Source organism: Citrobacter sp. XT1-2-2 (assembly GCF_023516235.1).
Lineage (GTDB): Bacteria > Pseudomonadota > Gammaproteobacteria > Enterobacterales > Enterobacteriaceae > Citrobacter > Citrobacter werkmanii.
Genome location: NZ_CP097324.1, coordinates 903,609 through 916,247, shown reverse-complemented (window position 1 = coordinate 916,247; position 12,639 = coordinate 903,609). Strand labels below are relative to the sequence as shown.

Below are 12,639 nucleotides of genomic sequence, written 5' to 3'. Positions count from 1 at the left end.
ACGCCACAGCCCGAAAAGAATAAAAAATATCGTTTTATCGTGAGTCTATGCAAAAATGATATGGATTACATCATTCGAGGATTCGCCATGCCCGCCGTTAACCTGCGCCATATTGAAATTTTTCACGCCATCATGACCGCAGGCAATCTGACGGAAGCCGCGCGGATGCTACATACCTCGCAGCCGACCGTCAGTCGGGAACTGGCCCGATTCGAGAAAGTGCTGGGATTAACGCTGTTCGAACGTTCGCGTGGCAGGCTGCATCCGACCGTGCAAGGGTTACGTCTGTTTGAAGAGGTGCAACGTTCCTGGTATGGTCTGGACAGGATTGTGAGCGCCGCTGAAAGCCTGCGCGAATTTCGTCAGGGCGAATTATCGATTGTCTGCCTGCCGGTATTCTCACAATCTTTTTTACCGCCGCTGCTGGAGCCGTTCCTCACACGCTACCCGCAGGTCAATATTCAGATAGTGCCGCAGGAGTCACCATTGCTGGAAGAGTGGCTGTCGGCGCAACGCCACGATCTGGGCATCACAGAAACTCTGCATACTCCCGCCGGCACTAAACGTACAGAATTGCTGGCGCTGGATGAAGTATGCGTGCTGCCACAGGGACATCCGCTGGCCGAGAAATCCGTGCTCACCCCCCAGGATTTTCAGGGCGAAAACTACATCAGCCTGTCGCGGACCGACAGCTACCGTCAGCTTCTGGATACCTTGTTTAATGAGCATCAGGTGAAACGCCGCATGGTAATAGAAACCCATAGCGCTGCTTCAATTTGTGCAATGGTGCGGGCGGGTGTGGGGATCTCGGTGGTCAATCCATTAACGGCGCTGGATTACGCCAGCAGCGGGATCGTTATCCGCCGCTTCAGTATTTCGGTACCGTTTACGGTCAGCCTGATTCACCCGCTTCATCGCCCCGCCTCGGCGCTGGTAGATGCTTTTACCGCGCATCTGCAAGCCCTTCTGCCGAAGCTAATCGATCCGCTGAACGCTATTTTGCATCGACAGACGAAAGCATAAACTCCACCGCATCTTGCGCATGGATAGCCGCAGTGTCGAAAACCGGTAGTGGGCTTAGCTCGGCTGGCACCAGCAGACCAATCTCGGTACAGCCAAAAATTACCCCTTGCGCGCCCTGCTTAGCCAGTTGAGCAATCACACTGAGGTAATAATCGCGGGATGTGTTACTGAATTCGCCGAGGCACAGCTCATCGAAAATAATCTGGTTTATTTTTTGCCGGTCGTTAGCGTCAGGGATAAGCGTACTAATGCCAAATTCAGCCTGTAAGCGCCCACGGTAAAAATCCTGCTCCATGGTGTAGCGCGTACCCAGCAGCGCCACGTTGCTCATCTGCTGCTTTTGTATGGCGCGACCAGTGGCATCAGCAATATGCAGGAACGGTACATCACAGGCGGTTGCAATCGCCTCAGCAACCTTGTGCATCGTGTTGGTACACAACACGATGCCCTCAGCTCCCGCCTCCTGTAGCCCTCTGGCGGCCTGCGCGAGGATCTGCCCGGCCCGCTGCCAGTCGCCGCTGGACTGACAGGCTTCAATCTCATGAAAATCTACGCTGTGCAACAGAATCTGTGCCGAATGCAGGCCACCCAGACGCTGTTTTACCCCTTCATTAATGAGTCGATAATAAGGAATGGTAGATTCCCAGCTCATACCGCCTAACAGACCGATCGTTTTCATCGCTTCCCCTCATTTGTTGTTATCTCTTCAGTGAACCAAAGATGTGATCAACTTTCCACATCTGTTGGTGTGCATTTCTTTTTATACTTTGCTGATATAAATTTAATAAAACACCGTTTCACTAACTTACAGGAATGTCGGATGTTTATTTTTCATAAAGAGACCACGCTTGAAGATCTGGGCAATGGCGTTACCCGTCGCATTCTTGCTCACGACGGTAAAATGATGGCGGTTGAGGTGAACTTCGAGCAGGGCGCGATTGGTCCGCTGCACAACCACCCGCATGAACAGCTGACTTACGTTTTATCCGGTGAGTTTGAATTTACTATTGGGGAAGAAAAGCATGTCGTTTCCGCAGGTGACACCCTGTATAAACAGCCCAACATTATGCATGGCTGCGTCTGCTTAAAAGCAGGAACATTACTCGATACGTTCACTCCGGTGCGCGACGATTTTCTGCACGGGTAATTTCGCTGTTCTCAAACCATGCTACTGACCGGTCTGAGAACACGCTAAAATGCGTACTCAGTTCCCTAAAAATGCATACGTTACAAGGTAGGGTATTTTCCTTCGATACCAGCTCGCATAAGCGTTAATTCCGGGATGCGCCCCGCCATGTGGGCGATTACAGTCACGTTAACTTAATTAACGGTGACGGATCGCCATGACAAAAATGACAACGGCCACTCCACATGACGCGGTCTTCAAACAGTTCTTGTACCATCCCGATACCGCAAGAGATTTTCTGGATATCTATCTTCCATCAACCTTGCGGGAGCTATGTGATCTGCAAACACTAAAACTGGAATCAGGCAGTTTTATTGAGGATAGCCTGCGAGCCAGCTACTCCGACGTGCTGTGGTCATTAAAAACAAACGAAGGCGTTGGATATATCTATGTTGTTATTGAGCATCAGAGTTCGCCAGACGCTCACATGGCATTCCGGCTAATGCGCTACGCCATGGCTGCAATGCAACGCCATCTGGATGCTGGCCATAAAACATTACCTTTGGTGATACCGATGCTGTTTTATCATGGCGCTCTCAGCCCCTACCCCTTTTCACTCTGCTGGCTGGATGAGTTTGACGACCCCGCATTGGCACGACAGTTATACTCAGCAACATTTCCGCTGGTAGATATCACCGTAATACCCGATGACGAAATTATGCAACATCGCCGTATAGCACTGCTGGAATTGATGCAAAAACATATCCGCAAGCGTGATTTAATGGGATTAGTGGAACAACTGGTCTCGTTGCTGGCTACGGGATACGCTAATGACAGCCAGCTCAAAACGCTATTTAATTACATGATGCAGTTTGGAAATACGCCTCACGTTGATAAATTTATCCGTGAGGTTGCCTATCGGGTACCACAGCAAAAGGAACGTCTGATGACTATCGCGGAAGTATTGCAACAGGAAGCCAAACAACAAGAGGCGTTACGCATTGCCCAGATGATGTTAGCGAATGGTATTAGTCATGAAATTATACTAAAGATAACCGGGCTGTCTGCTAAGGACATCCTCGCCAGGCAGGCCTCTCCACATTGAAACAGGTAGCAATGGGAGCCCGATAATGAGTTGATCTATCGGGCTCTCTGCTCACTTACACCCCAATATTTCTTAGCTTCTCACCCGACATCAGCTTGCGCTCGATGTGTTCCAGCGTGACGTTTTTGGTTTCCGGGATAAGCCAGAATGTAATACCGATAAAAGCGACGTTCAACGCGGTATACAGCCAGAATGTACCCGCCGCGCCGATGCTGTCGAGCAGCGTCAGGAACGTGGCGCCAATGATCATGTTCGACACCCAATTGGTGGTGGTCGAGCAGGTAATACCAAAATCGCGGCATTTCAGCGGCTGAATTTCCGAACACAGGATCCACACCACCGGCGCGGCGCTCATCGCGTAACCTGCAATGCACATCATGGTCATACCGACTGACAGCCAGGATAGACCACTGGAAGCCGTGCCGTTATCAAACTGCATCAGGCAATAGCCGAGTACCAGCGTCCCAATGGCCATCACGCTGAAACCAATTTTCAACGCCGGTTTGCGTCCGGCTTTATCTACCGTAAAGACGGCAATAAATGTCGCGAACATGAACGTTAAGCCGACCACCAGCGTTGCAATCATCTGCTGTTCGGTGGTGGTAAAGCCCGCCATTTTAAAAATGCGCGGCGCGTAATACATAATGATGTTCATCCCGGTAAACTGCTGCATCGCCTGCAACAACATTCCGAGGAAAACCGCGCGACGCACGTTACGGTTAATTTTAAACAGCGCCCATCCGCCCTGCTTCAGCTTCAGGCTTTCACGGATTTCGTTCAGCTCATCGCGGGCTTTTTCTGACGTATCGCGCAGCATTCGCAATACTTCTTCGGCTTCGATGTGGCGACCTTTTTCCGCCAGCCAGCGCGGACTGTTCGGCAGGAAAACCACCAGGATAATCAGTAAAACCGCCGGGAGCGCCAGCACCCCCAACATGGCGCGCCAGCTACCGCTGTAGCTAAATGCCGTATCAGATAAAAAGGCCAGCACAATACCCAGCGTAACCATCAACTGGTACATACTGATCATCTTACCGCGCACATTCTCACTGGCCATTTCGGAAAGATAGAGCGGCGCGGTGTAAGACGCGATACCCACCGCAACGCCCAGCACCACGCGGGCAAAAATAAGCATTTCAACGCTGGACGCAAACGCCGATCCCAGAGATCCGACGACAAAAAGGATCGCGCCCGCCATCAGGCTGTATTTACGTCCCAGGCGGAATGACAGCCAACCATTAAATAGTGCGCCAATTGCCGCACCCAGCATCATGCTGCTCACCACCCACTCCTGCAGACGGCTGGTCAGGACAAAATGATCGGTGATGAAAGGCAACGCGCCCGCTATCACGCCAATATCCAGGCCGAATAACAATCCTGCGACAGCCGCAGAGATAGAGACAAACATATTCATACGTCGCGTATCGCGCACAGGGCGCGGCGCTAAAGCAGCATCATTATTTATTGAGACCATTTTTTCCTGCCAGATACAGAGTAAACCATGTCCCTGAAAGTAAGGGATCCCTTACATGGAGCGTCAGGCGGGAAACGGCAAAAACATGGATGAAATAGCTACACCACCTCGTTATGTGATGGATATTCCAATTTTAAAATTTATCAGCAACCACTCAATTAAATTTAATTGATTGATATTAAAGAGGATTAAACATTACAAATTCATACATATATAATTATGTATGGATTAATTTATAGACAGAATATGGATTAAAATAACTTAAAACAAAAAAAAACCCTGCCAGATGACAGGGTTTGTTATTCAGGGAATGTATTAACGTGCCAGCCAGCCGCCGTCTACCGCAACGGTATAGCCGTTAATATAGTCAGACGCGCTGGACGCCAGGAACACGACAGGCCCCATCAGGTCGCTCGGCAGTCCCCAACGTCCTGCCGGAATACGATCGAGGATTTCTGCGCTACGCTGCTCATCAGCACGCAGTTGCTGAGTGTTGTTGGTCGCCATATAACCCGGCGCAATCGCGTTGACGTTGATGTTATGTTTTGCCCACTCGTTCGCCATCAGACGGGTGACGCCCATTACGCCGCTTTTAGACGCGGTGTAAGACGGAACGCGGATACCGCCCTGGAAAGAGAGCATAGAGGCGATATTGATAATTTTGCCGCCGTTACCCTGAGCGATAAAGTGCTTCGCCGCGGCCTGAGACATAAAGAATACGCTCTTAATGTTCAGGTTCATCACGTCATCCCAGTCTTTTTCGCTGAAGTCGATCGCATCGTCACGACGGATAAGGCCCGCATTGTTGACGAGAATATCGATATGGCCGAATTCTGCCACTGCGCGCTCCAGCAGAGCTGGAATACCATCAATTTGGCGCAGGTCGGCGGTCAGACTCAAGAAACGGCGGCCCAGTGCGGTCACACGTTCGATGGTTTCCGTCGGTTCAACAATGTTGATACCGACAATATCGCAACCCGCTTCCGCCAGCCCCAGCGCCATACCCTGACCCAGGCCGGTGTCGCAACCGGTCACAACGGCGACTTTACCTTCAAGAGAGAATGCATTCAAAATCATTGTAAATCCTTAATTTTTTATAATGCCCGCCGCAGGCAGGCAGGCACGGCTGTCGCCCGTAACTAGCGCAGATCTTTGACGGCGACATGGTCCATATCATCAAAGACCTGGTTTTCACCCACCATGCCCCAAATGAACGTATAAGCTTTTGTGCCAACGCCTGAGTGAATAGACCAGCTCGGCGAAATCACCGCCTGCTCGTTGTGCATCACAATATGACGCGTTTCCTGGGGCTGTCCCATCATGTGGAAGACGCAGGTATCTTCTTCCATGTTGAAGTAGAAGTAGACTTCCATACGGCGTTCATGGGTATGGCAGGGCATGGTGTTCCACAGGTTGCCCGGAGCCAGTTCAGTCAGGCCCATGCTCAACTGGCAGGTTTCCAGCACATCCGGCACAAAATATTTATTGATGGTGCGACGATTACTGGTGAGGTTGTCGCCCAGCGTCACTGGCGCAACGTCAGCAGGCGTGACTTTTTTGGTTGGATAAGTCGTGTGGGCCGGCGCGCAATTGTAGTAAAACTTCGCCGGTTTCGCCGTATCAACGCTGGCAAACACGACTTCTTTTGCCCCTTTGCCGACGTACAGCGCATCACGATGACCAATTTCATAGCACTGACCGTCAACGGTAATCGTGCCCGGACCACCGATGTTAATCACACCCAGCTCACGGCGTTCGAGAAAATAGGTTACGCCCAGTTGTTTACCGACTTCGCCACCCACAGAGACGGTTTTGGCCACAGGCATAATACCGCCGACAATAATACGGTCGATGTGGCTGTAAACCATGGTGTATTCATCTGCGACAAATACTTCTTCGACCAAAAACTCATTACGCAGCCCCTGAGTGTCGAGGGTTTTTGCATGCGCACTATGGATGCTTTGTCTTACGTCCACATTTACCTCCAGTGATAAATTGACCGTGAATACTTTAACGAATAGCAAAACGCTGTTCCGTTTTATCTAATGCGCTCATGATAGCCCTCCCGGATAGGGTTTTCAATTACAAATGAAACGTTGTTTCACTTTTTCCGCATATTATTATCAAAAGTGTAATTGCGATCACGCTCGGCAAATAAATCGCGGGAGCAATTCAAATAAAATCATTTAAAACAATTAGATAGATAAAATACAAAGGAGATAATCATGAGTGGCAGGGATAAGACATTGAAAATACAGCCGGGCACATACGATGTTCGCACACCTTTGCTGACAAAGTGCGCAGTCAATCACATGAAATGAAACAATGTTTTGATATATTGACGGCGTTTAGAGTGTATGTTTCTGTAACTGGCCTTGCCCTCCTGTTGGAGGGCTTTTTTATGGATGCCGGGGTAACACAAAAAAGGCGTTTAAGAAGGGAAATCTAAGATCGTTAGTCTCGTTCGATAGCGAGCGCCACCCCTTGACCGCCGCCGATACACAGCGTTGCCAGCCCTTTGTGCGCCCGACGTTTCACCATTTCATGCACCAGCGAAACCAGAATACGACAACCCGATGCGCCAATCGGATGGCCAAGCGCAATAGCGCCGCCGTTCACATTTACCCGCCGCTCATCCCACTCCAGCATTTTCCCAACGGACAATGCCTGCGCGGCGAACGCTTCGTTGGCTTCGATCAGATCAACATCAGCCAGTTGCCAGCCCACACGCTCAAGGCAGCGGCGCGTAGCATACACTGGCGCAATCCCCATCAGTGCGGGATCGACCCCGACGCTGGCGAACGCGCGAATGCGGGCCAGCACCGGCAAATTCAGCTCCTGCGCCTTGGCCTCGCTCATCATCATCACCGCGGCGGCGCCATCGTTGATGGATGAGGCGTTCCCCGCGGTGACCGAACCGAGCCGGTCGAAGGTAGGATCCAGACGCGCCAACCCTTCCGCACTGGCATCGGTACGCGGTTGCTCATCGGTATCCACTACGAATGATTGGCCATTACGCTGGGTCACCACCGGCACGATTTCATCTTTAAAGCGTCCGGCGTCGATAGCCATCCGAGCCTTGTGTTGCGAGTGCAGCGCGTAGGCATCCTGTAATTCACGGCTAATGCCATATTCCCGCGCCAGGTTTTCCGCAGTGACGCCCATATGATAATCGTTGAAAGCATCCCACAGACCGTCATGCACCAGGCTGTCGACCAGTTGACTGTTCCCCAGTTGTGCGCCAGTGCGGCTATCGGTAAGGACATGCGGCGCACGGCTCATATTCTCCTGCCCGCCAGCAATCACAATGTCAGCTTCACCGCACTGGATAGCCTGGGTCGCCAGATGCAGCGCTTTCAGCCCCGAACCGCAAACATCGTTAATGGTGATGGCGGAAACGGTATTAGGTAGCCCACCATTGATGGCGGACTGACGGGCCGGGTTCTGCCCGGCACCTGCGGTAAGCACCTGCCCGAGGATCACTTCATCCACGGCGTGAACATCCACGCCCGTGCGTTCCAGCAACGCTCTGACCACCATGCTGCCTAACTCAACGGCAGAGTGGCGCGCCAGTGTTCCCTGGAAGCAGCCGATCGGTGTCCTTAACGCCCCGACTATCACAACCTCTTTCATCACTACCTCAGCGCAAAATAACACCGCAATAGTAGATGATTGTTAAAAGTAGTTATCAAAGTTGTTTAAAAATGGTGATTTTTATCACAAAGGAATTTCGTATCATTTATTGGTCATCTGAACGCCACTCTGCTGTAAATGGTCGCGCAGCCAACTTCCCGCCACGCCAGGCGGTGATTTCTTATTCCACAACAGATCGATAGAGATAGCCTTTGGCCAGCCGGGCACCTGTAGCTGAACCAGCGGTTTTTCCGCGGCAAACTCCTCCACCAGCGCACAAGGGAGCGCGCACCAACCGAATCCCTGAACCGCCATACTCAGCAACAACAAATAGTTAGGCGCTGACCAGACCGGTCCGCGCGCCACGTTTGTACCGCTTTCCAGGTAGGTATTCAGGCGCAGTTCGCGCCAGGTGTGGAGTTGTTCCCATTGTAGTTTTTCCTGACTCGCCAGCGGATGCGAGTCCGCAACGTACAACCCCATCCAGGATTGCATCGGCAGCCGCGTCACGCCCATGTCGGTCGGGTAATCCTCTCTTGCCTCAATCAATCCGACCTGCGCGCGCCCTTTTTGCAGCAGATCGATCACGTCTTCATCTTCACCAATCAGACATTCAAACTCGGTATGCGGAAACTTGCGGTCAAACTGCACCATCAGTTCTTCCAGCACATCCGGGTGCAGCGTGTCCGAAAGCACGAAGGTCAGGCGCGCCTCCGTCTCACCCGACAGCGAGATTGCCGCCTCATCGAGACGTTCGCTGGCCGTCAAAATTGCCTGCACATAGCCCAGCACCCGTTTACCTTCTTCGGTCAGCGTTGGCTGACGGGAGGATCGGTCAAACAACGCAAAACCGAGATCGGCTTCCAGATGCGCAATTGCCGTACTGATAGTGGACTGGCTTTTACGCAGCCGTCGGGCCGCCGCAGAAAATGAGCCGCAGGAAACGGTCTCTACAAATGCCGTTAACGCTTCAGGAGAGTAACGCATGAACTATCTACTTTATCGATGGATACTATCTTTTAGATATCACATAAAACGATAAAATTGCCACCATTCCGTTATCCGGGCATCAAAGAAGGTTTTAGGTTATGCAACACGATATAGTCCAGCGCCGCTCGTTAGTAGAGCGAATTTTTCATGCCGTTTGTTTTGAAGGCATTGCCACCGCGATCCTTGCGCCGACTACCGCGTGGCTGATGCAGCGTTCGGTGCTGGAAATGGGCGGACTGACCATTATTCTGGCTACCACGGCGATGATCTGGAATATCATTTATAACGCCCTGTTTGACCGCTTATGGCCGTCGCATCGGGTAAAACGTACGGCTAAAGTTCGCGCCTTTCACGCCTTAGGCTTCGAGAGCGGGTTTATTGTGATCGGGGTGAGCATCGTGGCCTATGTGTTGAACGTCAGCCTGCTTCAGGCATTCACGTTGGAAATAGGTTTCTTCCTGTTCTTCCTGCCGTACACCATGTTCTATAACTGGGCGTATGACACATTACGCGAGCGCATGATGAAGCGCCGCCAGCAGCGCGTTACTGCCTGATAATTCAATAAATAGTCGGAATTATCTTGATTCCGCCTATTCATCCATTCACCAGCCCGCTTGTTCACACTTCCCCCAGCCCCTCTCATTTGTGGTAAATTGCGCTTCTTTTTGTTTATTTTATAGTTGATACGTTCAAATAATGTCGAAAATTTGGTCAAAAGAAGAGACTCTCTGGAGCTTCGCACTATATGGGACTGCCGTCGGCGCAGGAACCCTCTTCCTCCCCATACAGCTGGGTTCTGCAGGCGCGGTGGTGCTGTTTATCACCGCCCTCGTGGCCTGGCCTTTAACCTACTGGCCACACAAGGCGCTGTGCCAGTTTATCCTGTCGTCAAAAACGTCAGCAGGCGAAGGCATCACCGGTGCAGTCACCCATTACTACGGCAAGAAGATCGGTAACCTGATCACCACTCTCTATTTTATTGCCTTCTTTGTCGTCGTGCTGATCTACGCCGTGGCGATAACCAATTCACTCACCGAACAGCTGGCAAAACATATCGCCATCGATTTGCGTGTTCGCGTGCTGGTGAGTCTCGGCGTGGTGCTGGTGCTGAACCTGATTTTTCTGATGGGCCGACAAGCCACCATTCGGGTTATGGGCTTTCTGGTATTCCCACTGATTGCTTACTTTTTGTTCCTTTCGCTTTACCTGACCGGAAGCTGGCAGCCAACGCTACTCACCGGCCAGATGTCTTTCGATCAGCACACGCTTCATCAGGTTTGGATCTCTATTCCCGTGATGGTTTTCGCTTTTAGCCATACGCCAATTATCTCAACGTTCGCCATTGACCGACGTGAGAAATACGGCGAGCAGGCCATGGGTAAATGCAAAAAAATCATGAAGGTCGCCTACGTCATCATCTGCCTGAGCGTACTGTTTTTTGTCTTCAGCTGTTTGCTTTCGATTCCAACAAACTATATCGAAGACGCGAAAAATGAAGGCGTGACCATTCTGTCAGCGTTATCGATGATGCCAAACGCACCGGCATGGCTGTCGATTTCCGGGATTATTGTCGCCGTTGTGGCGATGTCAAAATCGTTCCTTGGCACCTACTTTGGCGTGATTGAAGGGGCAACAGAAGTGGTAAAAACATCGCTGCATCAGGTGGGCGTGAAGAAAAGCCGGGCTTTTAACCGCGCCCTGTCCATTATGTTAGTTTCGGCCATTACGTTTATCGTCTGCTGCATTAATCCTAATGCGATTTCAATGATTTACGCTATTAGCGGGCCACTCATCGCCATGATTTTGTTTATCATGCCGACTCTCTCCACTTATCTGATACCGGCGTTAAAGCCGTACCGTTCAGTGGGTAATCTGATCACTCTGATTGTCGGGTTGCTGTGTGTATCTGTGATGTTTTTTGGCTAGAACGTTAGTTAACGGCTCATTCCAGTATATGGATGAGCCGTTCAACTGACTTATTTGATATACGAATCCAGTACTTTCAGGACCACATCCAAATCTTCTTCACGCTTTATTTCATCGCCCTGATGCACGATGTGCTCGGTCAGATGCCCCTTAATCACCTCACGCATTAACCCGTTTACCGCACCGCGGATCGCCGCGATTTGCTGCAATACTGCCGCGCATTCATGCGGTTCATCCAGCATGGTTTTCAACGCCGCTACCTGCCCCTGAATCTTGCTGGTTCGGGCTTTCAGCTTTTGTTTGTCGCGGATCGTATGTGACATAGCTTTACCTTTTTAACGTCTTGCCGTAGCGACAATACCATCGACATTCTACTGGGGGGTAGTATTTCATACTAGGGGGGAGTAGAATCGGGCAAAATTAAACAACTAAGAATCATTCTCATGGGTGAGTTTTCTACACTTCTTCAGCAAGGCAATGCCTGGTTTTTCATTCCCAGCGCGATTTTATTGGGTGTGTTACACGGTCTGGAACCGGGACATTCGAAAACGATGATGGCGGCCTTTATTATTGCCATTAAAGGCACCATCAAACAGGCGGTGATGCTGGGGCTGGCGGCTACACTCTCGCATACCGCCGTGGTGTGGTTGATAGCACTGGGCGGGATGTATATCAGCAAAGCGTTTACCGCCCAGGCCGTTGAGCCCTGGCTGCAGTTTGTCTCGGCGATTATTATTCTCGGCACTGCATTCTGGATGTTCTGGCGCACCTGGCAGGGAGAGCAGAACTGGCTGGCCCGGACGCATCACGAGCATCACCATGATCATGACGATCATCATCATCGCCACCACCATCATGACCACGATGATGATCATCACCATCATCACCACGAACACGATCATGACCATGCCGCGCTGGCAGGGCTGAGCGAGGGTTCAAAAGAGTATCAGGATGCCCACGAACGGGCGCATGCCACTGATATTCAGCGCCGCTTTGCGGGCAAAGAGGTCACCAACGGCCAAATATTACTGTTCGGCCTGACCGGCGGGCTTATCCCGTGCCCAGCCGCCATTACGGTGCTGCTGATATGCATCCAGCTCAAAGCCTTCACGCTGGGCGCGACTATGGTGCTGTGCTTCAGCCTCGGACTGGCATTGACGCTGGTGACGGTGGGTGTGGGCGCAGCAATCAGCGTACAGCAGGCGGCCAAACGCTGGAGTGGATTTAATACGCTGGCACGCAAAGCGCCTTATTTTTCCAGTGCGCTCATTGCGATGGTCGGCTTATATATGGGCATTCACGGCTATATGGGGATCGTCGGTTAACGAGCAGAGTGCGCAGCAGCAGTTGCCGCTGCGCGTA

General features: G+C 51.4%; 13 protein-coding genes. 6 read left to right on the top strand and 7 right to left on the bottom strand.

What is annotated here, in order from left to right:
- Positions 1–87 precede the first annotated feature (87 nt).
- A complete protein-coding gene (locus M4I31_RS04475) occupies positions 88–1,023 on the top strand; it encodes a LysR family transcriptional regulator (protein WP_085048928.1) in 936 nt (311 codons plus the stop codon).
- On the opposite strand, the gene M4I31_RS04470 is transcribed toward M4I31_RS04475, so the two are convergent.
- A complete protein-coding gene (locus tag M4I31_RS04470; protein ID WP_085048792.1) occupies positions 995–1,702 on the bottom strand; it encodes an aspartate/glutamate racemase in 708 nt (235 codons plus the stop codon). The genes M4I31_RS04475 and M4I31_RS04470 overlap by 29 nt on opposite strands.
- Before the next feature lie 141 nt (positions 1,703–1,843).
- On the opposite strand from M4I31_RS04470, the gene M4I31_RS04465 reads away from it, so the two are divergent.
- Both M4I31_RS04465 and M4I31_RS04460 read left to right on the top strand, forming a co-directional pair.
- On the top strand, positions 1,844–2,170 hold the full coding sequence (locus M4I31_RS04465; protein WP_085048791.1) for a cupin domain-containing protein: 327 nt from the start codon (positions 1,844–1,846) through the stop codon (positions 2,168–2,170).
- A 196-nt stretch (positions 2,171–2,366) separates the two neighbouring features.
- On the top strand, positions 2,367–3,254 hold the full coding sequence (locus M4I31_RS04460) for an Rpn family recombination-promoting nuclease/putative transposase (RefSeq protein WP_038633357.1): 888 nt from the start codon (positions 2,367–2,369) through the stop codon (positions 3,252–3,254).
- Between the two features lie 55 nt (positions 3,255–3,309).
- On the opposite strand, the gene araE is transcribed toward M4I31_RS04460, so the two are convergent.
- The 5 genes from araE to M4I31_RS04435 all read right to left on the bottom strand — a co-directional run bounded on the left by araE (position 3,310) and on the right by M4I31_RS04435 (position 9,348).
- Positions 3,310–4,728 (bottom strand): arabinose-proton symporter AraE, encoded by a 1,419-nt coding sequence (gene araE / locus M4I31_RS04455; RefSeq protein ID WP_085048790.1) that lies wholly within the window; start codon positions 4,726–4,728, stop codon positions 3,310–3,312.
- A gap of 315 nt (positions 4,729–5,043) precedes the next feature.
- A complete protein-coding gene (kduD, locus tag M4I31_RS04450) occupies positions 5,044–5,805 on the bottom strand; it encodes a 2-dehydro-3-deoxy-D-gluconate 5-dehydrogenase KduD (RefSeq protein WP_003033923.1) in 762 nt (253 codons plus the stop codon).
- Between the two features lie 62 nt (positions 5,806–5,867).
- Entirely contained in the window at positions 5,868–6,704 is an 837-nt protein-coding gene (gene kduI / locus M4I31_RS04445) for a 5-dehydro-4-deoxy-D-glucuronate isomerase (protein WP_042310807.1), read from the bottom strand.
- 478 nt (positions 6,705–7,182) lie between these two features.
- Positions 7,183–8,361, bottom strand: coding sequence for an acetyl-CoA C-acetyltransferase (locus M4I31_RS04440; RefSeq protein ID WP_006686936.1), 1,179 nt, complete (start codon positions 8,359–8,361; stop codon positions 7,183–7,185).
- Between the two features lie 102 nt (positions 8,362–8,463).
- Complete coding sequence (locus M4I31_RS04435; protein ID WP_069324839.1) at positions 8,464–9,348, bottom strand: LysR family transcriptional regulator; 885 nt, start codon at positions 9,346–9,348, stop codon at positions 8,464–8,466.
- A 101-nt stretch (positions 9,349–9,449) separates the two neighbouring features.
- Here M4I31_RS04435 and M4I31_RS04430 point away from each other — a divergent pair, with 101 nt between their 5' ends.
- Both M4I31_RS04430 and M4I31_RS04425 read left to right on the top strand, forming a co-directional pair.
- Complete coding sequence (locus M4I31_RS04430) at positions 9,450–9,905, top strand: multidrug/biocide efflux PACE transporter (RefSeq protein WP_085048788.1); 456 nt, start codon at positions 9,450–9,452, stop codon at positions 9,903–9,905.
- A 142-nt stretch (positions 9,906–10,047) separates the two neighbouring features.
- Entirely contained in the window at positions 10,048–11,277 is a 1,230-nt protein-coding gene (locus M4I31_RS04425) for an amino acid permease (RefSeq protein WP_038633372.1), read from the top strand.
- A gap of 50 nt (positions 11,278–11,327) precedes the next feature.
- Here M4I31_RS04425 and rcnR read toward each other — a convergent pair whose 3' ends face one another.
- On the bottom strand, positions 11,328–11,600 hold the full coding sequence (gene rcnR, locus M4I31_RS04420; RefSeq protein WP_003825567.1) for a Ni(II)/Co(II)-binding transcriptional repressor RcnR: 273 nt from the start codon (positions 11,598–11,600) through the stop codon (positions 11,328–11,330).
- Between the two features lie 120 nt (positions 11,601–11,720).
- On the opposite strand from rcnR, the gene M4I31_RS04415 reads away from it, so the two are divergent.
- Positions 11,721–12,602 carry a nickel/cobalt efflux protein RcnA gene (locus M4I31_RS04415; RefSeq protein ID WP_085048787.1) on the top strand — a complete coding sequence of 294 codons (882 nt, stop codon included), beginning with the start codon at positions 11,721–11,723 and terminating at the stop codon, positions 12,600–12,602.
- Positions 12,603–12,639: the final 37 nt, after the last annotated feature.